Source organism: Plantactinospora sp. WMMC1484, assembly GCF_049315195.1.
Lineage (GTDB): Bacteria > Actinomycetota > Actinomycetes > Mycobacteriales > Micromonosporaceae > Plantactinospora.
In genome coordinates, this window is the sequence record NZ_CP186055.1 from 4,222,832 (window position 1) to 4,244,539 (window position 21,708).

Annotated in this window: 18 protein-coding genes; 11 read left to right on the plus strand and 7 right to left on the minus strand. The window is 71.5% G+C overall.

Features of this window, described 5'->3' with window-relative positions:
- Positions 1–6: 6 nt before the first annotated feature.
- Positions 7–522, minus strand: a complete 516-nt coding sequence (locus ACN28C_RS18555) for a DUF421 domain-containing protein (protein ID WP_422768799.1) — start codon at positions 520–522, stop codon at positions 7–9.
- A 614-nt stretch (positions 523–1,136) separates the two neighbouring features.
- Here ACN28C_RS18555 and ACN28C_RS18560 point away from each other — a divergent pair.
- Positions 1,137–1,835, plus strand: coding sequence for a YeeE/YedE thiosulfate transporter family protein (locus ACN28C_RS18560; protein ID WP_422768800.1), 699 nt, complete (start codon positions 1,137–1,139; stop codon positions 1,833–1,835).
- Positions 1,835–2,251 (plus strand): YeeE/YedE thiosulfate transporter family protein, encoded by a 417-nt coding sequence (locus ACN28C_RS18565; RefSeq protein ID WP_422768801.1) that lies wholly within the window; start codon positions 1,835–1,837, stop codon positions 2,249–2,251. Before ACN28C_RS18560 ends, ACN28C_RS18565 begins: the two co-directional genes overlap by 1 nt.
- An 81-nt stretch (positions 2,252–2,332) precedes the next feature.
- Here the strand turns inward: ACN28C_RS18565 and ACN28C_RS18570 are convergent, their stop codons facing one another.
- A complete protein-coding gene (locus ACN28C_RS18570; protein ID WP_422768802.1) occupies positions 2,333–3,217 on the minus strand; it encodes a helix-turn-helix domain-containing protein in 885 nt (294 codons plus the stop codon).
- Positions 3,218–3,695: 478 nt separating this feature from the next.
- Here ACN28C_RS18570 and ACN28C_RS18575 point away from each other — a divergent pair, with 478 nt between their 5' ends.
- The 7 genes from ACN28C_RS18575 to ACN28C_RS18605 all read left to right on the plus strand — a co-directional run bounded on the left by ACN28C_RS18575 (position 3,696) and on the right by ACN28C_RS18605 (position 12,704).
- Positions 3,696–4,769, plus strand: a complete 1,074-nt coding sequence (locus ACN28C_RS18575; protein WP_422768803.1) for a heme/hemin ABC transporter substrate-binding protein — start codon at positions 3,696–3,698, stop codon at positions 4,767–4,769.
- Positions 4,766–5,887, plus strand: coding sequence for a FecCD family ABC transporter permease (locus tag ACN28C_RS18580; RefSeq protein WP_422768804.1), 1,122 nt, complete (start codon positions 4,766–4,768; stop codon positions 5,885–5,887). Before ACN28C_RS18575 ends, ACN28C_RS18580 begins: the two co-directional genes overlap by 4 nt.
- Positions 5,884–6,801 (plus strand): heme ABC transporter ATP-binding protein, encoded by a 918-nt coding sequence (locus tag ACN28C_RS18585; protein WP_422768805.1) that lies wholly within the window; start codon positions 5,884–5,886, stop codon positions 6,799–6,801. Before ACN28C_RS18580 ends, ACN28C_RS18585 begins: the two co-directional genes overlap by 4 nt.
- A gap of 13 nt (positions 6,802–6,814) precedes the next feature.
- Positions 6,815–7,822: an LPXTG cell wall anchor domain-containing protein gene (locus tag ACN28C_RS18590; RefSeq protein WP_422768806.1), complete on the plus strand. Its 1,008-nt coding sequence runs from the start codon at positions 6,815–6,817 to the stop codon at positions 7,820–7,822.
- Positions 7,823–7,836: 14 nt separating this feature from the next.
- Positions 7,837–9,177, plus strand: coding sequence for a hypothetical protein (locus ACN28C_RS18595; protein ID WP_422768807.1), 1,341 nt, complete (start codon positions 7,837–7,839; stop codon positions 9,175–9,177).
- 153 nt (positions 9,178–9,330) lie between these two features.
- A complete protein-coding gene (locus ACN28C_RS18600) occupies positions 9,331–10,701 on the plus strand; it encodes a WxL protein peptidoglycan domain-containing protein (protein WP_422768808.1) in 1,371 nt (456 codons plus the stop codon).
- A gap of 137 nt (positions 10,702–10,838) precedes the next feature.
- The gene (locus ACN28C_RS18605) at positions 10,839–12,704 is read left to right on the plus strand and encodes a LamG-like jellyroll fold domain-containing protein (RefSeq protein ID WP_422768809.1); all 1,866 of its coding nucleotides are present in this window, start codon (positions 10,839–10,841) and stop codon (positions 12,702–12,704) included.
- Between the two features lie 16 nt (positions 12,705–12,720).
- Here ACN28C_RS18605 and ACN28C_RS18610 read toward each other — a convergent pair whose 3' ends face one another.
- The 5 genes from ACN28C_RS18610 to ACN28C_RS18630 all read right to left on the minus strand — a co-directional run bounded on the left by ACN28C_RS18610 (position 12,721) and on the right by ACN28C_RS18630 (position 18,029).
- Positions 12,721–13,371 carry a DUF1775 domain-containing protein gene (locus tag ACN28C_RS18610; RefSeq protein WP_422768810.1) on the minus strand — a complete coding sequence of 217 codons (651 nt, stop codon included), beginning with the start codon at positions 13,369–13,371 and terminating at the stop codon, positions 12,721–12,723.
- The gene (locus tag ACN28C_RS18615) at positions 13,368–15,056 is read right to left on the minus strand and encodes a copper resistance CopC/CopD family protein (RefSeq protein ID WP_422768811.1); all 1,689 of its coding nucleotides are present in this window, start codon (positions 15,054–15,056) and stop codon (positions 13,368–13,370) included. Before ACN28C_RS18615 ends, ACN28C_RS18610 begins: the two co-directional genes overlap by 4 nt.
- A gap of 1 nt (position 15,057) precedes the next feature.
- A complete protein-coding gene (locus ACN28C_RS18620) occupies positions 15,058–15,801 on the minus strand; it encodes a YcnI family protein (RefSeq protein WP_422768812.1) in 744 nt (247 codons plus the stop codon).
- 257 nt (positions 15,802–16,058) lie between these two features.
- The gene (locus ACN28C_RS18625) at positions 16,059–16,952 is read right to left on the minus strand and encodes an IS5 family transposase (protein WP_422768813.1); all 894 of its coding nucleotides are present in this window, start codon (positions 16,950–16,952) and stop codon (positions 16,059–16,061) included.
- A 486-nt stretch (positions 16,953–17,438) separates the two neighbouring features.
- Entirely contained in the window at positions 17,439–18,029 is a 591-nt protein-coding gene (locus ACN28C_RS18630; RefSeq protein WP_422768814.1) for a copper resistance CopC family protein, read from the minus strand.
- Positions 18,030–18,393: 364 nt separating this feature from the next.
- Between ACN28C_RS18630 and ACN28C_RS18635 the strand changes: the two genes are divergently transcribed.
- Positions 18,394–20,163, plus strand: coding sequence for a cellulose binding domain-containing protein (locus ACN28C_RS18635; RefSeq protein ID WP_422768815.1), 1,770 nt, complete (start codon positions 18,394–18,396; stop codon positions 20,161–20,163).
- Between the two features lie 399 nt (positions 20,164–20,562).
- Positions 20,563–21,663 (plus strand): family 43 glycosylhydrolase, encoded by a 1,101-nt coding sequence (locus tag ACN28C_RS18640; RefSeq protein WP_422768816.1) that lies wholly within the window; start codon positions 20,563–20,565, stop codon positions 21,661–21,663.
- Positions 21,664–21,708 lie beyond the last annotated feature (45 nt).

Sequence of the window (21,708 nt, forward strand, 5' to 3'; positions counted from 1 at the left end):
GGTGCGTCACCGCCCTTCGTCGCGTACGTCGGCCAGGCAACTGCCGTCACCGATCCGGCTCTGGGTGATGACGCTCAGGTTTCCGTCGGTCTCCAGGACCACCGCGGCGATATCGTTCAGGTCACCGGCGCCGTGGCTGCGCGCCGCCTGCCGGATCTCGCTCTCGGTCACCCGGGTCGCGAGCATGGTGTCGAGCCTTAGCCGCCCGTCGCGGAGCAGCACGGTCGGTCGGGCCTTGAGCAGCCGCTGCGACGGTGGCCAGCGCACGGCGAGCAGGGCGACCGCGTACTGCAACGCCACCAGGAGCGCCAGCGCGAGGATGCCCTCGACCACGGAGACGTCCCGCGAGAGCAGGATCGTCGCCAGGGTCGAACCGAGCGCCACCGTGACGACGAAGTCGAAGGCGTTGAGCTTGGACAGTGTCCGTTTTCCGGAGATCCGCAGCATCGCCACCAGCGCCGGATAGACGAGCAGGGCGATGGCGAGCAGGCGCAGCAGGTCGGCAGGGTTGTTCAGCAACATGCCCAGGACGTACCCCGACGGCAGGGCCGTACGCCGCCGCGCCGGGGTGAACAGGTCCCTTCCGGTTCGGCATCAACCATCGAATGTCATCGCACTGTGAATGCTCTATGCTGCCGGCTGGATCAGGAAGCAGGGACCGCGCTCGACCGCCGGGTCCGCCGGGGGCGGAGCCGGTCAGACTGGAGCGATATGGGCTGCCCACATGCGGAACGTTGCCCGCTATTTCCGCTGCTCAACGCCAGTTTACGCAGCTGGCGGGAGTACTACTGTGACACCGGGGAGGGCTGGCGGGACTGTGCCCGATACCAGCTGTCGTTGACCGGCGCAGTCGTGCCCATCATCCTGTTGCCGAACGGCGCCACCGCCCAGCATCTGAAGACCAAGGGGGCGGGTCGGGCCGGAGCGGCCCGACCCGCACAGCCGGGTCGGCCGGCTGATGCCCGACAGACGGCAGGCGCGGCACCCGCCTCCTTCGAGCAGGCCTCGGCACCGGCCGCGCGGCCGGCGCACCCGCTGTTTCCACACACCGTGCAGACACCCGGGAGCAACGCGGTGTCGCCGCAACCGCGGCGGCGCTGGTGGACCCGCCTCACTGATTGGATCTCAGGCTCCGCATGAGCGATTACTGGCCCTGGTGGGCAGGCGCACTCGGTCTTGCCCTCGTCACCATCAACTACACCGTCAGCACCGATCGGTCCTTCGGCGTCTCCTCGGCCTGGGAACGCGTGCTGCACTGGCGGAACGAGCGCCGGGTCGAACGGATGGAGGCCCAGTTCACCGACGACCGGGCTCTCACCGAGGCGCTCGCGGCTGCCACCGCCGAGCACTTCGGGACCCGTACCGGCGCAGCCGCCGCGTCCTCCACGGCGGTCGCCGACGGCACGGTCGCCGACGTCGCCGAGGTGCAGGCATCCGCCCCGGTCGGCGAACCGGCCGCGACTACGCCGACCCCGACCTCGATCTCGAGCGCGAGCGCGAGCCCACGCCCGGCGCCCCTGGCCACTCAGGCTGCGCTGCTGCTCTCGATCTTTATGGGTGGACTGCTGGCGGCGGTCACCGCCGGACGGTTCGACCTCCGTCTGGACATGGGCGACGGCTTCCGCGACATCGTCACCGACAGTCCACTCCAGATGGTCGGTGTCCTCTTCGCCGGTGGCATCCTCGTCGGTTTCGGTACCCGCCTCGCCGGAGGGTGCTCCTCCGGTCACGGACTCAACGGATGCGGGCGGTTGCATCCGGACAGCCTGGTCGCGACGGCCGTCTTCTTCGGCGCCGCCGTCGTGGTCTCGTTCCTGCTGTGGAAGGTGATCTGATGCGTACCCGGGGCGGACTTCTTCTTGCCAACATCATCGCCGGGCTCGCGCTCGGCTACACCGTGACGAACATCGGTTTCGGCGACTACGCCGAACTGAACCGGATGTTCACCTTCCAGGATTTGCGCATGCTGCTCGCCTTCGGCGGTGGGGTCGCGCTCATCGCCGTGGTGTTCGTCCTGATCCGCGTCCGCCGCACACCGGGACGGATCCACGCGGGCGTGGTACCCGGCGCCCTGCTTTTCGGCAGCGGATGGGCACTCTCCGGGGGGTGCCCGGCGATCCCGATCATCCAGGTCGCGAGTGGATACCTGCCGGCCCTGGTCACGATCGGGGGCATCGTGTTCGGCGTCCAGCTGCACCGCTGGGTCAACGCCCGGTACCTCCACCTCGACACCGGATCGTGCAACAACTGACGACGGGAGGTCGCGACCAGCGGAGAGTCACCGGAGCGAGACAGACAGGACGACGGAGTGCTGATCAGGCACGCGTGCCGGTCAGCGAGGGGCGGGGATTCGTTCGCCACGCCGCGCAGAAAGCCGGGCGCGTGATGCGGCCGGCCACGCGATGTCGTCGATCGCGAGCCACGGCGCGGCGGCCACGGCGGCGGGCGTCAGGCCGGCGAACGCCCTGACCTCGCGGTGCAGGTGGGACTGGTCGACGTAGCCGCTCTCGACGGCGACGCTGGCGGCGGTGTGGCCCGCCACCAGCAGGTGGGCGGCGTGGTCGAACCGCACCAGTCGGGCCGCCTCCTTGGGACCGATACCGAGCCGGGAGCGGAACCGCGTCCACAGTCGCTTGCGGCTCCAGCCGACCTCCTCGGCCAGGCCGTCGACCCGTGCCCGCCCCCGGCTGGCGAGCGTGCGCCGCCAGGCGTGGACGACCTCCGGTTCGACCGTGGGCCGGGCGCCCAGCCGGCGACCGAGCATCTCCACCGCGATGGCGAAGCGTTCGTCCCAGGACGCGGTGGCTCGCAGCCTCGCCTCAAGCCGCCCGGCGTCGCGGCCCCAGACGTCGTCCAGGGACACCACGGCGCCCCCGAGCTCGGCCGAGGCGCCGAAGACCGCGGCCGCCACCACTGGTTCCAGCCGGATCTGCAGGCACTCGCCGGTGCCCTGGCCGGTCGCTCGAAACTCGCCGGGGTGGAGCCCGACGACGACGCTGCCGTACTCGCGCCGGCCCCCGACGTCGTAGCCGAGGGCGTTTCCCCGGCTCAGGTCGACGAGCAGGGTGACGTCCGGGTGCGCGACCATGGCGAGGTCCACGACCGCCGGAACACGCTGGCAGAACCCGGCCATGCTGATCCCGGGCAGTGGACGGATCGCGCGCGGGACCGCGATCTCCACCGACGCCCAGTCGATCGATGTCCCGGTGGGCAGCACACGACAGACTCTAGACGCTGTTGACCACCCGCCGGCGGCACCGACGCAGCTCGCGTGCCCTGCGCGACCCCGGCGTATCCGGCTCGCAGCCTCGATCGTCATAGCCTAGGCACCCGCATCGGGGTGATGCGCGGCTGCGGCCACGCAGTGGCAGCGCGTCGCGCCCCGGATGCGGACCCGGATGCGGACCCGGACCCGGATGCGGACCCGGATGCGGACCCGGACCCGGATGCGGACCCGGACACCCGGATCCGGATCCGGAGACGGTCCGACCGACCAAACGGTTGATCTTGACCTCAACCGTACAGGTCCGAAGCCCGCCCTGTGAGCTGGCGGCCATCTCCTTGACGCGCCCATGGGAAGGCGGCAAGGATACCGAGCAAGGTTAGCCTTACCTAACTAGATGTCGCTGCCGCCGGTGCCAGTGGCGGCGCGGCCGAACTCCCAGCAAGGCGGTGGTCACGTGGGTGGCGCGGAGATGCCGGCGAGGCGAGCATCCCGGGTGGTGGTGCGGTTCTGCGGCGGGGTGCTCTCGCTGGCGCTGCTCGCGGCGTGCTCGTCCCTCGGCGCACCGGCCACTCCGGGCCGGGCGGTGGCCGGCGACGGGAGGTTGGAGTGCAGACGCCCCGCGACCGCGCGGTCACAGGTCACCATCGAGCCGATCGCCACGGATCCCGAGCCGCAGCTGCCGGTCGTCTACCCGGACATCACCGGGAAGCCGGTGACGGTCACCGACGCCAGCCGGATCCTGGCACTCGACACGTACGGCACCCTCGCCACGACCGTGTACGCCCTCGGCCTGGGTGACCGGCTGGTCGGACGCGACGTGTCGACCGGCATCCCCGAGCTGACGCACCTGCCGTTGGTGACCCACAACGGCCACCAACTCAACGGCGAGGCCATCCTGGACCTGCGGCCGTCGGTGGTGCTGACCGACTACAGCATCGGTCCGCTGGAGGTGCAGCTCCAACTGCGCGACTCCGGGATACCGGTGGTCATCATGAGTGACCGGCGCGCGCGCGACCTGATCGGCCCGCAGATCGAAGCGGTCGCCACGGTGCTCGGGGTGCCGCAGGCGGGCGAGCGGCTCGCCGCGCGGGTGCGCGGCGAGACCGACGCGGCCAGGGCCCGGGTCGCCGAACTCGTGCCGGCGGACCCGGCGCACCGGCTGCGGATGGTCTTCCTCTACCTGCGCGGCAACGCCGGGGTCTACTACTGGTTCGGTGAGGGCTCGGGCGCGGACGGCCTCATCCAGGACCTCGGCGGGATCGACGTCGCCAGCGAGGCCGGCCTGAAGGGGATGCGACCGCTCAACGCCGAAGGGCTGGTGAAGGCCAGCCCCGACCTCTACCTGATGATGACCCGGGGCCTGGAGTCGGTCGGTGGCGTCGACGGGCTGATGCAGCTGCCGGGCGTCGCGGACACGCCGGCCGGGGCCCACGCCTGCGTGGTCGACATGAGCGACCACCAGGTGCTCAGCTTCGGGCCGCAGTTCCCCACGACCCTCGAAGCGCTCGCCGAGGCCATCTACGGCGAGGCGGCCCGTCCATGACCACGATGGCGACACCCCGGTCGATCGAACGGCCGCCGGTGCGCCGCGCCCCGGCGGCCGGCGCACCCGCGCCCGGCCCGGTGCGCGGCGGGCGGGCCACGGTCGTGATCGCGGTACTGCTGGTCGCGCTCGGCGGGACGTTGCTGGTCTCCGCAGGGGCGGGCCAGCTGCACGTCCCGCCCGGCGAAGTGATCGGCTCGCTGCTACACCGCCTGGGGCTGCATCTCGGTGACCTGCCCACCCATCCCAACGGTGAGGCCGCGCTCTGGAACATCCGATTCCCGCGCCTGGTCATGGGGCTGCTGGTCGGCGCCGGGCTGGGCGTGTCCGGCGCGGTGATGCAGGGCATCTTCGGCAACCCGCTGGCCGAACCGGGCGTGATCGGCGTCTCCGCCGGTGCCGGGGTCGGCGCCTGCGCCGTGATCGTCTTCGGCTGGACCTTCTTCGGGCCGATGACCATCCCCGCCGCCGCGTTCGGCACGGCCCTCGCCACCACGATCGTCGTATACGGACTGGCCCGGCGCGGAGGTCGCACCGAGGTGGTCACCCTGGTGCTGATGGGCATCGCCGTCAACGCGGTGGCCAGCGCGCTCATCGCCTACCTGGTCTTCCTGGGCGACACCGCCGCCCGTGAACAGATCGTCTTCTGGCAGCTCGGCAGCCTCAACGGCAGTCGCTGGGTCCAGGTGCAGGTGGTGGCCCCGCTGGTGCTTGCCGGCCTGGTCGCGACCTGGACGCTCGCCGGCCGCCTGGACCTGCTCGCCCTCGGCGAGCGGGCCGCGCGGCACCTCGGTGTCCAGGTCGAACGCCTCCGGGTGACCGCGATCGTGCTCACCACCCTGATGGTGGCGGCGGGTGTCGCCTTCGCCGGGATCATCGCCTTCGTGGGTCTCGTGGTGCCCCACCTGATCCGGATGGCGATCGGTCCGTCCCACCGTTCACTGCTGCCGGGCAGCGCGGTCGGCGGTGCACTCGTGCTCACCCTCGCCGACCTGGTGGCGCGTACCGCGGTGGACTATGCCGACCTGCCGATCGGGATGCTCACCGCGCTGGTCGGTGGCCCGTTCTTCTTCTGGCTGCTGATGCGCGCCCGCGCCCGGGCGGGAGGTTGGGCATGACCGTTCTGCGGGGCGCCCGTCCGGTGCTCGACGGGGTGTGGCGACGCCCGGCCCGGGTGCCGGCACCGCCGCCCGGCGGCACCGCCGTCATCGAGGCGCGGGGCGTGTCACTGTCGCTGGGCGGTACGCCGGTGCTGCGCGGGGTCGACCTCGCCGTCCGGGCCGGCGAGGTGCTGGCGGTGGTCGGGCCGAACGGGGCCGGCAAGTCCACCCTGCTCGGCGTGCTCGCCGGAGACCACGCGCCCGACATCGGCACCGTCACCGTCGGCGGCGCCCCGCTGCGTTCCTGGTCCGTCGGCGAGTTGGCACTGCGCCGCGGTGTACTGCTGCAACGTGTGGACATCTCGTTCCCGTTCACCGTCACCCAGGTGGTGCGGATGGGCCGGGCACCGTGGGCGGGAACACCGGCCGAGGACTGGGATGACGAGGTCGTCGCCGCCGCCCTCGCCGAGACCGACATGACCGCCTTCGCCGACCGGGTCTACACCTCGCTCTCCGGTGGGGAACGCTCCCGGGCGGCGCTCGCCCGGGTGCTGGCCCAGGAACCGGTCGCGCTCCTGCTCGACGAGCCGACCGCCTCGCTCGACATCGGACACCAGGAACGCATCCTGGCGACGGCCCGCGAGCGCGCCGGCCGGGGCGACGCCGTCCTGCTCGTCCTGCACGACCTCGGACTCGCCGCGGCGTATGCGGACCGGGTGGCGGTGCTCTCCGCAGGGCGGGTGACCGCCACCGGGCCGCCCGCGGAGGTGCTAACCGCGCAGCGGCTCAGCGAGGTCTACCAGTACCCGATCGAGGTGCTGCGCCATCCGCGCACCGGTGCCGTGCTCGTCGTACCCCGCCGGGACGGTCCGGGCACCGCGAACCCCGCCGATCCGGGCGCGCCGGGCACCGGCGCGGCATCGACCACCTGAGATGGGAGCCGCCATGACGTCCCTCGCCGGCCCTTGTTCGGCCGCCCGGACCCGCTGCACCGCCCGTGCCGCATCCGCGCTCGCGATCGTCGCGGCGCTGGTGGTGGCGCCGGCCGCCGGTGCCTCCGCCGGGCAGGCTGCCAGGAGTCCGTCGCTGACCGTCTCGCCGGGGACGCTGCCGGCCGACCGGGTCAGCACGGTCACCGTCACCGGCCGGAGCTACCTCGTCCCGCCGCACGCGCCGGGCGTCGAGGTCTTCGGCGGGGTGTACGTCTTCTTCGGCTGGGTCGCCGACGCGACCCGCTTCGGACCCAGCACGCGCAACTCGAACAACAACAACGGCACCGTCGGCGTGACGTACGCGTATCCCGGCAAGGCGGGCGACGCCGCGACCCGGGACGACGGCACCGGCGCCACGCGGCTGGTCTCCTTCACCGCCGGTGGCGCCTCGGGCGACGCGACCGGGTTCCACATGGACGGCGACGGCAACTGGAAGACCACCATGCGGATCTTCGGTGCCGCCTTCGCCACCACCATGCCGGACGGCACGACCCGTACCTTCGACTGTCGCAAGGTCCGGTGTGGTGTCTTCACCATCGGGGCGCACGGCGTGGCCAGCGCCACGAACGAGCGGTTCGTGCCGATCAGGTTCCAGGCCGGTGCGGCGGGCTCCGCCCCGGCGCCGACGGCCGGCGGCGGTAACGCTCCGGCACCGACGGCCGGCGGCAACGTCGGGGCGCCGACGGTGTCCCGATCGACCGGTACGCCCACCGGCGTGGCGCAGCCGGACTCGACGGCGCCCGCCGACGGCGACCTCGCGGTCGAGGACGGCAGCGAGCCGGGCCAGTTGGCCGGTACGACCCGGTCGGTCCGCAGTACCGGCGGGGTGAGCCTGCCCGTCCTGCTCGCCGCGGCCGGGCTCGTCGTCACCCTGCTCGCCGGCGGTGGGCTCTGGCGGCGGCGACGCAGGCGCTCCACCGGCCCCCACGACCCCACCGCACCCGTATCACCAACAGAATGAGGAGGTACCCGTCCATGACACAACCCGACCATCCGGTGCACCCGCCCGGCGTGGCCCGGCGGCTGGCGGCGCTCGCCGTCGCCGGCACGGTTGTCGTCGGCACGGTCGCCGTGGGCGCCACGCCCGCGTCGGCGGCGCCGGAGACGATCGACGACGCCACCCTGCGCTGGGGGCTGAGCACCGAGGTCCAGTCCGCGCCGCCCTTCGGCGGCTGCAACTACCTCTCGGCCGGCGAGTCCGACGGCACCCAGGCCAGCTACCGGACCAGCGCGGGCGACGTGAGCATCCTGAAGGACGGTGCGGCGCCCACCTGGGCGAACAAGTGCGCCGGTGCCGCCAGCCACGCCGCCAACCAGGAGGTGGTCTGGAGCGGCGGCAGCGGTACGGTCGATCCGGCGACCGGCGAGGTGGAACTCGCCTTCACCGGGCGGCTCTCCGTCAACTTCTACGGCGGCCTGGTGCCGTTCACCGTCGAGAACCCGGTGGTGACGGTGGACGCCGACGGCAACGGACAGATGGTGGCCACCCTGTTCGGTTACGGCTCCTCGATGGAGGACCCGAACGTCAAGGTCCCGTTGGACCCGGTGTCCGGTGTGGTCGTCGCCGACCTGTCGGACGTGGGGAGCGCGGGCGAGGGCGGCTTCACCGTCACACCGGACTACGCGGGCGTGGAGTACGAGCCGCCGGCCGGCTCCGGCGGCACGCCGCAGAACCGCACCAATCCGGGATGGGGCGCCTGGCCGAGCAGCTGGATCGACTTCCACTACGAGACCGGGCTGACGTCGTACTGGTACAGCAGTGGTGGGACGGCGGACCCGTACAAGGCACCGGCCGCCCTGACCATCAGTTACCAGGGCGGTGGCGGCGAGCCGGGGCCGGCTGACGGCGAGCAGGCCATCAGCGTCACGGTGCCGGAGACGGCCGAGCCGGGTGAGTTCCTGTGGAGCATCGACGGCGATCAGGCCGTGGATCTCGGTGAGACCGCCGACCAGGGCACCCACCTGCAGGCCACCGGGGCCATCGACCCGATCTCGGTCACCGACACCCGCACGGGCGGCCCCGAGTGGTCGATTTCCGGGCAGGTGTCCGACTTCACCGGCGGGCTCTCCGGCGGCTACCTCGGCTGGAGCCCGAAGGTGGTCACCGCCGGCGCCGGCGCCGTTGCCGGCGGGACGGTGACGTCCACCCTCAGCGGCGGCGGAGCCGGGCTCTCGGAGCCGTCGACCCTGGCAGCCGCGCCCAGCGGCCATCCGAGCGGTACCGCGAGTGTCGGTGCCGATCTCGACCTGCGCCTGCCGGTCGATACCGCGGCCGGCAGCTACACCACCACCCTCACCATCACCGCGCTCTCGTAGCGCATCACCGCGCTCTCGTAGCGCATCACCGCGCTCTCGTGGCGCATCACCGCGCCGGATGGCGTGCGCGGACGCGGCCGGGACCCGATGGAGCCGGGTCCCGGCCGTCCGCCCGTCACCACCGCGCGCCAGTCATGACGGGACAGAGCGAGTATGTCACCCTTCGCCCGGCCACCCGGCCGGCCCACCGCCGAGCCGGTCCGGCGTCGCGCCTCCGGATGCGCGCCCGAGCAGCAGCAACGGCGTGCCCAGCGACGGACGGCGTCCCGGCGGGCCGGGCGTGCGGCCCGACGCGTGGCACGGTCGCTGCTCGCCGTGGCGCTCGCCGCCGCCGGCCTTCTCGGCCCCGCCCCGGCGGCGGGCGCCGCGCCACTCGCGGCCAGGGCCCAGGCCCTCGCCGCGTCACTTGCCGCCCGGGCCCAGGCCGACGACCCGACGCTGACCTGGTCGGTGCGGCCCACACCGGCCGCCGGCAAGCCGGAGCGACCGAACTTCTCCTACGACCTCGTCCCCGGGCAGCGGATCGAGGACAGCATCCGGGTACGCAACTTCGGCGCGGAGCCGTTGACGCTGGCGGTCTACGCCAGCGACGCCCGCACCACGTCCCGCGGGGCACTGGACCTGCTGCCCACCGGTGAGCAGCCCACCGACGTGGGCAAGTGGGTCGTGCTCGACAGCGGTGTCATCGAGGTGCCGCCGAAGAGGTTCGTCGACGTCCCGTTCACCATTGTGGTACCCGCCGGCGCGGAGCACGGCGACCACACCGGCGGCATCGTCACCTCGTACCGCTCCCCGGGCACCGACAACCGGGGACGGGCCGTCGTCGTGGATCGCCGTCTCGGGACCCGGATGTACGTACGGGTCGGCGGTGAGCTGCGGCCGGAGCTGACGGTTTCGGATGTCCGGGTCAGCTACTCGGGCACCGGCAACCCGGTGCGGCCCGGCGACGCACGCGTCTCCTACACGGTCACCAACACCGGCAACGTCCGGCTCGGCGCCGAACAGGTCGTCGTCGTGCCCGGACGGCTCGGTTTCCCGGGACGCGAGGTCGTGCTGGAGCGGATGCCGGAGCTGCTGCCGTCGAACTCGCTGACCTTCTCGGTCGACGTGCCGGACGTCTGGCCGACGTTCCGGACGGCCGGCACCGTCGAACTGCGGCCCGTCCCCACCCGGGAGGGTGACGTCTTCGCCCCGGATACCCCGCTGGCCACCGAGTCGGCCGCCACGTGGTCGATCCCGTGGTCCCAGCTGGTGCTGCTGCTGATGGTCACCCTCGCCGCGCTGTGGGTGGCGTGGCGCCTCCGCCGCCGGCGGCGGCAGCAGGCCGCGGCGAACCAGCAGGCGGTCCAGATCGCCGCGATCGTCAGGGAGACGGTCCAGGCCGTGCTCGCCGCCGGCACGGAACGACCGGCAGCCCGCGGAGCCGGTGCGGCAACCACCGGCGGAGCGGGCGCCGGGGTGGCCGAGGTGTCGGGCACTGGCCATGGCGCCTCGGGCGATGGGGAGGGTGACGTGCCGAGGTAGCCGGTCCGGGCGGGTGCGCTCCGGCAAAGTTGATCTTCGGTTGGCGGCATGCCGTCGTTCAACCCCGGGTCGCGGGCTGCTCACCTGGGCCCGGGACAGTGTCCGGGCAAGGCTCGATCACCTGCTTGGAGACCACAATGGCAACGAACGGCGATCATCGTCGGGTCGATCGGCGCGCTCTGTTGCAGGTCGCGCTCGCCGCGCCTGCTGCCGGCGCCGGTGCGACCCTGCTCGGCACCGCGGCGACCCCGGCCGCCGCCGGGCCGGCCGGGGCGTTCGACCCGCAGAATCCCCGGTTCGCGATCGCGGTGCTGCCGGACACGCAGTACCTCTTCGACGAGGACAGCTCCGACCCGGAGCCGCTGCGGGCGACGTTCCGCTACCTCGCGCAGGAGCGCAGGGACGCGAACATCGTGTTCATGACGCACCTCGGAGACGTCACCGAGCACGGTAGCGAGCACGAGATCGGTCTTGCCGGAAAGACCTTCGGTGTGCTCGACGGCAAGCTGCCCTACAGCGTCCTGGCCGGCAACCACGACATCCGGGGCGGCGACGACCAGCGCGGTGACAGCGTCTACCTGCGTACCTTCGGGCCGCAGCGGTTCGCGAGGATGCCGACCTTCGGCGGTTCCTCACCCGACGGCTACAACAGCTTCCACGTGCTGCGGGCCGGCGGTCGGGACTGGCTGGTGCTGGCGCTCGACTGGCGCGCCTCGGACAAGGGTCTGGCCTGGGCGCAGCAGGTGATCGACGAGCATCGTAGGCTCCCGGTGATCCTCACCACCCACGACCTGGCCTGGGCCGACGACGCCGGTCAGGCGCAGCTCTCGGAGAACGGGCAGCGACTCTGGGACCGGCTGATCCGGGACAACGACCAGATCTTCCTCACCCTCAACGGCCACTACTGGCCGCCCGGCCGGACCACGCTCACCAACGCCGCCGGCAACGACGTGCAGGTGCACATCACCAACTACCAGGACCGCTACTACGGCGGGGCGGCGATGATCCGCCTCTACCACTTCGACCTGGCCCGTGGCGTGATCGACGTCGAAACCTTCGCGCCGTGGTTCCTCGCCCGCGACCCGGCCAGGCGGACGCCGCTGGAGGCCGAGACCATCGAGTTGACCGGCCCGGTCGACCGGTTCAGCATGGAGATCGACTTCGCCGCCCGGTTCGGCGGGTTCGCCCCGGTGCCGCCGCCCGCGCCCCGGCCGCCGGTGGCGGTGCTGCCGCGCGGCACCGTCGGATACTGGCGGTTCGACTCCTACGGCCTCTCCTCGGGTACGGCCGGCAGCCCGGTCGCCGACGGCACCGTGCTGCGGGACCTGAGCGGTAATGGCAACGACCTCACCGTCGCGCGGATCGGTGCCGGCGGCGCCGAGACGCTGACCCGCTCGACCGAGCACCACCCCGGCCAGCCGGCCCATGCCAGCCTCCGCTTCGACGGTGGCAAGGGCCCGGACCGGGGCGCCATCCTGCGGGCCGGCCCGAACGCGCCGATCAACAGCATGAAGTTCCGCGACGGGTACACCATCGAGACCTTCGTCAAGCTGCCCGAGCCGTTCCAGGGCGATCACGCCTGGATGGGGATCATGAGCTGGGAGGGGCGCAGCGGGGACGCCGGCAAGACGACCGGCTGGTCGCCCCTGGAGTGCACGTGCAGCCTGAACATCTCTCCGGAGCGGTTCCTCCAGTACGTCGTCTACGCCGACCGGCAGGACGCCGACCCGACGTCCTGGAGCCACGCCCTGCCGACCGGTCGCTGGCTGCACATCGCGGTGGTGAACGACTCCCGGCGGACCGTCGTCTACGTCGACGGCTCGAAGATCGCGCGTAACCCGAACCAGCCGTCGACCGGCATCGCCACCCTCGGCCGGCCGTTCGTGATCGGGGCGACCTCGTTCGACCTCAAGTACGGCCAGGGCTTCTACGGCTGGATCGGCGACGTCCGGATCACCGCGAAGGCGCTGCGCCCGAAGGACTTCCTGACGCCGTACGCCTGATCCGGCGGCCTGGCGCTCAGGGCCCGCCGGCGGGCGGGGGTGCGGGTAGCGGACGGTTCCGCCGAGTCGCGAAGGCAGCGGCAGCGGTGGCGGTGACGACGAACGCGGCGAGTGCGCCCAGCGCCTGTGGCAGGCTGGCGGCCCCGCCGGTGCCGCTGGCCGGTGCGGTTGCGGCCCGAGCGCTGGCCGGGACGGGGGCGAGGACCGCGGCGGTGGCGATCAGGCTGGGTGCCGGGTGTTCGTCGCCGGGTTGCGGGTCGGTCCACTCGTACGCCTCGGCGTTGGCGCACCGTTGCACCGTGGGGAAGCGCAGCGGTTGCCCGATGGTGCCGGTGAGCCGGGTGGTGAGGGCGAAGGCAGCCTCGGCCCCGGCGGCGAGTCCGGGGCCGGTCCAGGTGACCCGGTCGGGCTCGGTCGTCGCCTTCCAGCCCGTGGGTTGCGCGGTGCGGGTGGGCGGGGTGGCGCCGGCCGGAAGCGAGACGATCAGTTCGGTGGTCGGCGATTCGCCGCAGCCGTGGTCAAAGGTGAAGGTGAGGGTGGTGCTGCCGTCGCCGTTGGGCTGTGCCCTGGCGAGCAGGACGTGTGCGGCGGCGGGCGAGCCGGTGAACAGGAGGGCCGCCGCGGCGGCGGCCAGCAGGACGACGGTACGGCCGACCGGGCGTCTCATGGGATCTCCACGGGGATGCGGGCGACCGGATTCTCGTACTTGGAGGTGCGGACGCTGACCTCGATGATCCATTCGCCCGGCAGGGGAAACTCGGCGACGGCCTCGTAGCGGCCGGGCGCGGTGCGGGAGACGGAGCGTTCGAGCGGGCCGATGTCCTGGGCGGGGAGGCTGAACCGCAGCTCGGGCGGGGCGACCGGCTCGACCGGGCGCCGGCTGCCGTCGAGGATGCTGAGCTGCAGCGCGTTGACGCCGGCGGTGCCGGGGGTCAACACGATGGCGGCGTGGTGGTTGCCGAGCGGGGCGGTGAGTTCGACGGATGCGGGGCGGTCGGTGGGCGCGGCCGGAGCGGTCTCCTCGACCGGACTCTGGGTCACCAGCACGCCGGTGGCGGCGAGTACGGCGGCGAGAAGGCCGGCCTCGGCGCGTACGGTGCGGCGCAGCGCCGGCCACGCCGCTCCGGTGCCGCCGCCGGCGGTGACGCGGGGGAGGAGCCGGTAGCGGTTCCAGGCGGCGATGCCGACGATGAGGGCCGCGATGGCGACCTTGACCAGCAGCGCGGCGCCGTATCCGGTACCGAACAGCGCGGACCAGGTCTGGACGATGCGCCAGCCGAGCAGGACGCCGGTGACGGCGAGGGTGGCGACCAGCCACGCGGCTAGGCGGGAGAACGCGGCGACGGTGGTCGCGGCCGCAGGCGGTGTCACCTGGGACGAGGGGAGCAGCAGCAGGATCAGCCCGACCAGACCGCCGAGCCACAGGGCGGCGTTGGCCACGTGCAGCAGGTCTGCGGCGAGCACGAGCGCCGCCGGTCCGAAGGTGCGGGTGTGTCCGGTCAGGGTCAGTGATCCCGCGGCGAGTGCCGCGCCGGCCAGTCCGGCCACCGGCGCGTACCACCGCCGGGTCTGCGACCGCGCGGCGAGGAGCGCCACCGCCAGGCCCGCGACGGCGAGCAGCGCGGCGAGCGCGGTGTCGGTGGAGAGCGCGGTACGCCATGTCGACGGTGCGACCAGTGCGGCCAGGTCGTTGCCGTCCTGCCAGGCCACGGCGACGGGTAACGCCACGAGCAGCGCGGCCACGGTCGCCGGGACCGACCAGCGCAGCACGCCGTAGACCCGGCGCCGGAGCAGGACGGTGGAGCCGCCCGGGGTGCCGGGCAACAGGAGGAACGCGAACGCTGCCAGCCCCGCACCGCCGAGTACTCCGGCATAGCCGAGCGCTTCGGTGAGCTGACGGGCCAGCCGTACGCCGGAGCTGGGTTCCGGGACCGTCGCGGCCTCGATCCCGCCGGTGCTGGGGGCGCCGACGGCGAAGGTGAACCCGCCGGCGACCGGGTGGCTGTCGGCGGAGATCACCCGCCAGGTGATCACGTAGCTGCCGTCGCCGAGCTCGGGCGGCACCGTGAGCACCACCCGGGTGTCGACGGTGCGCACGGCCGCCGGCTGCTCGGTGCCGGCGGCGTCGAGCAGCCGGACCGCGCCGGTGCGGACCTGGACCGGCTCGTTGAAGGTCAGGGTGACCTCGGGCGGCGGGGTCGGCAGCACGGCACCGTCGGCGGGGTCGGTGCCGAGCAGCGTGGCGTGCGCTCGGGCCGGCGTTGCCGGCCCGAGCGTCAGCAGGAGCCCGCAGAGCACGGCACCGGCAAGGCCCGCCAGCCGAGCCAGCGGGCGTCGGGCCGGGACCGGCATGTCAGGCCTCGGTACCGCGCGACCGGGTGATGGTCGGGCGCAGCACGGCGAACGCGCCGAGCAGCAGGCCGAGGAGACCGGCGGCGAGCGCGATCCAGCTCACCGTACTGGTGCCGCCGCTCTCCGCACCGGCGGCGTTGCCCTCGGCCCCGGTCAGTGCCACGTCTGCGGCCGGGCTCGGCTCGGCGGCGCCCTCCTCGGCGGCCTCGGTCACCTTGAAGCCCGGCGCCGGGTGTTCGAGCTCGTCCGGGTTCTGCCCGTCGGCCGGGACCTGCACCCAGGCGGTCTCGCCCTTCTCGCACGTCTGCACGGACGGGAACACCAGCGTCTTGCCGGGCGTGTCCGGCAGTTTCAGCGACAGCTCGAAGGTGTCCCGCAGATCGTCGGGAAGCGGCGTCTTCGCGCTGTAGACCACCTCGGAGACCCGCTGGGTGACTTCGTTGCCGTGGCTGTCCTTGACCGGCGGGTTCAGCTCGGCCATCACCTTCGAGCTCGTCCAGTTGGCGTTGACCGTCGGCGTCACCGAGATGATCTCCTCCGGGATCTTGATGGCGACCTTGGTCGTGGCCGCGCCGTCGCAGCCGTGTGGCACCGACACCGTGAGAACCGTGTAGGAGTTGGCCGACGTCACGGTCGGCGAGACGGTGACGTGCGCGGCGGCCGGTGCGGCGGTGAGCAGCACGACACCAGCCGTGAAAAGGCCGGCAACGCCGGCCTGCGCCGCACGGCGCAAGGTGCTCTTCATATGTGGGTACCTTTCGATGGACGACTCCTCCGTGGAGTCGCGGCGGAGCGGCGAAAGTCCGACTCAGCAGATAGTCGGCGTCACAGCGCCGAAAGTTCCCGGCAGGTTCAGGACCCCACGAGCCCGGGCCGGCCCGGCGGCCGACACGACGAGCCAGGGCCGCATCGATGCGCGTCCGGTGACCTGACAGATTGGCGTCCAGGAATGCCGGAGACCTCCGTCTTCCAGGGGACGACTAGGGCGCGTTTCATAAGCGGTCAGAGCCATTCGTTGATCGCGGCGACGTGGATGGTTGCCTGGTAGCGGACTGCGAGCTTGTCGTAGCGGGTGGCCAGGCCGCGGTGGCGTTTGAGCCGGTTGATGCCGCACTCGACGGCGTGGCGCTGCTTGTAGATCTCGGGGTCGAACCTCGGCGGCCGTCCGCCCCTCGACCCCTTCTTACGCCGGTTCGCGGCATGGTCGACCTTGATCGGGATCGTCGCCTTGATCCCGCGTTTTCGTAGGTGCTCCCGGTTCGCGGCCGAGCTGTACGCCTTATCGGCCAAGACCCGGACCGGGCGGGTACGCGGACGTCCGCCACCAGGCCGCGGCACCCGGATACGAGCCAGGACCCAGGTGAACTGCGGGCTGTCACCACGCTGCCCACCGGTCACCACCACCGCGAGAGGCTTCTGGCCCTGCTCACATGCCAGGTGCAGCTTGGTGGTCAACCCGCCACGAGAACGACCCAGGGCATGGTCGGCGGGCTCGTCCGCGACACCGCCGGGCAGCTCCTTCTGCTCCTGCGGCCGGGTCCGAGCACCGGCGGCGTGCTGATGAGCGCGGGTGACCGTGGAGTCGACGCTGACGTCCCAGTCGATCAGCCCGGCCGCGTCAGCGTGGGCTTGCAGGCCGGTGAGGATCCGCTGCCAGATCCCGCCGCGCTGCCAGCGGCGGAACAGCCCATACACGGTCTGCCAGGGTCCGTACAGTGCGGGCACGTCCCGCCACGGGCAGCCAACCCGCACCCGCCAGCGGATCCCGTCGATGAGCTGGCGTTTATCCCACTTCGGCGGACGGCCCGGCTTCTTGCCCTTGGGCAGCAGCGGCTGCAGCGCCGCCCACTGGGCGTCGGTCAGGTCGTGCCGCCTCGCCGCCGGTATGGTGGCCACGAGGTCTCCGGTTTTCGTTCTTCTTGGTCGTTGAACGGTCTACCGGAGACCTCGCTGTCTATCTATCAGCGACACACCACCTGATCAGGCTTCCCGATACCGGTGGTACGAGTCAGCGCCCACTTCTGAAACGCGCCCTAGTGGATTGGCTGCTGTCCAGCCCCAGGAACCGAGGTGATTCGGGGGCCTATGGTTTGAGAACGGGAATGAGACACGTGCGTGCGGGCGGCGGGTGATCTGGGCTGCTGGCCCTGGATGGGACTGGCTCCTAGCCGGCGGCCGGAGTGGTGGCCACCGCGTCTACCCGGCGGCCGGAGCGGTGGCCACCGCGTCGCCCGGTGTGCGCCCGGGGGGACTCCGACGTTCCCCATCTCATCTTCCGCCCTGGCTCGACCGGAGACCCCGGATTGCCCTTTCGAAATGCGGAACCGAGGCCCGCCCGGGGGTGAGGATCTGGCTGCCCGGGTGCCCGCTGTGCAGCCGGCGTCAGGTGGTGGTCGACCTGCGGCGGCGGAGCAGCAGGCCCGCGAGGAGAGCCACCACGAGCACGAGGCCCAGGATCACCGCCCACCAGAGCGCCGGGGACGTCCCGTCGTCACCCGTGCCGGCGGCCGCGGCCGGCGACGCGGCGGGCGGTGTGCTGGGCTCCACCGTCGGCGTCGGGGCGGCCGTCGGGGTGGGTTCGGCGGTCGGGGTGGGCGGTGCGACCCTGTTGGTGAAGGTGAAGCTGCCCTTGACCGTGTGGCCGTCGGCGGAGACGGTGCGCCAGGCGACCGTGATGGCTCCGACGGGAAGCGGTCTCACCGTCTGCGTGATGGTCTTGTCCAGCACCTGCGCGTCGGCGTCGCTGTAGGAGATCTCGTCCGGACCGGTCACCTCCACCGTGGTGCCGGGTTGCTTGATCAGCCCGCTGAAGGTCAGCGTCACCGCGGTCAGTGGCTTGCTGACCGTACTCCCGGCCGCCGGTGACGTGCGGCTCAGCTCGGTGTGTGCGTGGGCCGGGGTGGCGGTCGAGATGAGGACGAGCACCCCGACGAGGAGGGCGGTGGCAGTGGGCAGCAGGCGGTTCCGGGTCACCGCTTCACGGTAGCGCCCCGGCATCTCGAGAACGTCGCCCCGGTGGTGTCGAACCGTGGCCGGACGGACCGGGAGGATGACGTCCCGATCCGCCCGGTTGCCGGTCAGGCTGTCCCCGCGGACGGCCGGAGGGCGGCTGTCCCGCCGCGGCGGCGAGGTGCAGGGTGGGCTCGCGGTCGAGGTCGTCGGGCTCGGGCGCGCGGTTGCGAGCGCGTGACAGTGAGGCCATGTTCTCGATAACATCGACAGCAACCTATTTAGGGGGGCATCGGCCAGCCGTTATGCCCGATGTGGCCAGCGGGCTGTCGGGAGCGTCCTCTCCACGGCTCCGAAGACCGGGCCGCACGAACTGATGGAGTAGCTTGTGAAGAAGTTCCAGGTTGTGGTGGTGGCTGCGGCGACTGCCGTGGTCACCGTGGCGGGGGGAGTTCTGGCCGCCCCGCCGCTGTTGGCGGCGACACCTGATATCACCGTCAATGCCGGGTCGTCGTTCCAGACGATCGACGGATTCGGGGCGGCGACGCCCATTTTCAACGGTTCCGGTAGTCCGTGGACGGACAGTGAGACGCAGACCCTCGTCGGCCTGGGCCAGGGACAGCTCGGTCTGTCGATCGTGCGGACCGTGATCTCGCCGGTGTCGAGTGAGTGGGGCCTGTACGCGAGCAGTCTGCGGACGGCGAAGTCGTACGGCTCGGATGTCAAGATCCTCGCCTCGCCGTGGACGGCGCCGGCGAATTTCAAGACGAACAACAGTCGGGTCAACGGTGGCAAGCTGCGGACCGACTACTACGACGACTATGCCGAGCATCTGAACAGCTACGTGCAGTACATGAAGGGTCAGGGTGTCACGATCGACGTGACCTCGGTGCAGAACGAGCCGGACTGGCATCCGGACTACGACTCGATGGACTGGACCGGCACCGAGATGCGCAACTGGGTCCGTGACCAGGGGGCGAAGGTCAGGGACACCAGCCTGATGGTGGGTGAGTCGCTGCGGTTCAACCGGGCGTACTCCGACCCCACGCTGCAGGATCCGGCCGCACGTAACAACATCGGCTACGTCGGTGGGCATCTCTACGACGCGGAGAACAGCGGCAACCTGTCTGCGTATCCGCTCGCGAACCAGTACGGCAAGAACCAGTGGATGACCGAGTGGAACCTGCACGCCGCCGACGGCAGCGGTTCCAACATCTGGGGAAACCCGAACAACGCCGCCGTATGGAACGAGACCCTCGACGACATCATGCGGACCGTGCACCGGTCGATGGAATCCGGCTGGAGCGCGTACGTCTGGTGGTACGGGCGCCGCTTCTACTCCTTCATCGGCGACGGCGACGCGCAGTACGGGACCACGAAAGGTCAGGTCCTACGACGCGGCCAGGCATTCTCGCAGTACGCCAAGTACGTCCGCCCCGGCGACCGACGCGTCGCCCTGTCGAAAAGCTCGCGAACCTCGTCGCTGGAAGTCACCGCCTACCAGGGGCGGGGCAAGACCACACTGGTGATGCTGAACCGTTCGAACAACGCGGTCAACAACGTGGTCGTCCAGACGCCGCGGAGCATCTCGAACGCCGAATACACCGTCACCTCGCAGAGCCTGGGCGCCGCGTCGCAACCGGCGAACGTGAGCGACGGGCAGGCGACCGTCACCGTCCCGGCGCGGAGCATCTCCACCATCACCGTCACCGAGGGCACCACCCCGACCACCCCACCCACCACCCCACCCACGACGAACCCCACCACCCCACCCACGACGAACCCCACCACCCCACCCGCCACCACGCCGCCGACGGTTCCGCCGACCACGCCGCCTGCCGGCACGGGAACCTGCCGGGTGACCAGTTCGATCAACGCGTGGAACACCGGCCTGGTCGGCAACCTCACCATCACCAACACCGGCACGAGCGCCATCAACGGCTGGTCGCTGCGCTTCACCCTCGCCTCCGGACAGACCATCACCTCCGGCTGGAGTGCCACTTACTCACCGAGCAGTGGGCAGGTGACCGCAACGAACGTCAGCTACAACGCCGCGATACCGCCGGGGGGCTCGACCACCATCGGCTTCCAGGCCAGCCACAACGGCAACGACACGGCACCGAGCGGCTTCTCTCTCAACGGCAACACCTGCAGCTGAACGCGTCGTTCCGGCCCGGTGCGGCACCTGCCGCGCCCGGCCGGCCGCCGGCGCGGGGTGACCCCGACCGACGACGTGCCACCAGCGGCCTTGACGTGGTCCGTGGCGGTTGCCGGTGTGGCCGCATCTGGGGAATCGATGTACGTGGGTTGACAGGGCGTGTGTTATCGCTAACACTCATCCGCAACACAGATTTAACCGGCGGCCAGACGTACAGGCGACGCGCGACGTCGCCGAAGCCAAGGTGGTCGCAAGCGTGGTGGGCCTCGCCCGCGCGCCCCCTCGACGCTTCGTGAAGATCGGTTCCAGATTCGTGAGATGGCAGAGTGTGAGCGCTAACATTGACGCCTCCAGTCGGCCGACACCTTCCGGAGCCCTTTCGCAAAGGGAGAACACGTCGTGACTGACAACCCACCGCACGCCCTCGGGCGCATAGTCGCGTACGTCGCCGTGGCTCTCCTGGCGGTGACGGCAGGGCTGGTCGCCGGGCCGGACACGCCGGCGCAGGCCGCGAACCCGATCGTGCAGCGGTTCGCTGCGGATCCGTCAATCCTCGTGGCCAACGGCCGGATGTACGTCTACGCCACCGACGACCAGTCCAACAGCGGCACCTACTGGGACTCCAACGCCTGGCGGCTGTTCTCGTCGAGCGACCTGGTGAGCTGGACCGATCACGGGGCGCCGTTCTCGGTGAGCGGGTTCCGCTGGGCCACGCAGTACGCCTGGGCTCCGTCGGCGGTGCAGCGCAACGGGAACTACTACCTGTATCTGCCGGTGGACCGCACCAGAATCGGTGTGGCCCGGAGCACCACGCCGACCGGCGGGTTCAGCGACGCGCGCGGCAACCCGCTGATCGAGCGGGGCCGGGACGCCAACACCGGCGACGAGCCGATCGACCCCATGGCCTTCGTGGACGACAACGGCCAGGCGTACCTGTATTTCGGCGGCGCCCGCGCGCCCCGAGTGGTCCGGCTGAACTCCGACATGATCTCGACATCCGGCTCCGTCCAGACCATCACCATCAACGGTGGGAGCCAGTTCGCCGAGGCCGGCCACATGCACAAGCGCAACGGGACGTACTACTACTCGTACTCCACCGGCTGGCCCGGACAGATCGCCTACGCCACCGCCAGCAATCCTCTCGGCCCCTTCACCTACCGCGGCGTCATCCTCGACTCCGTCAACGTCAACACCAACCACCACTCGATCGCCGAGTACAACGGCCGCTGGTACATCGCCTACCAACGCAACCTCCGGTCGGGCGGCGGAAACTACAAGCGCTCGCTCGCCATGGAGTATCTGAGCCACAACTCCGACGGCACCATCCGGCGGGTCGCGCAGACCAGCACCGGCGTCGGCGCTCCCGCCACGCCGATCAACCGGTTGCAGTCGTACAACTTCGCCGACCGCTACATCCGGCACACCGACCATCTGCTCCGGCTGAGCCCGATCAGCACCGCCACCGACCGGGCCGACGCCACATTCCGAATCACCAGTTGACGTCACCGCCCCGCCACGTCGAAACACGTGCGTCGACCGTCGAGA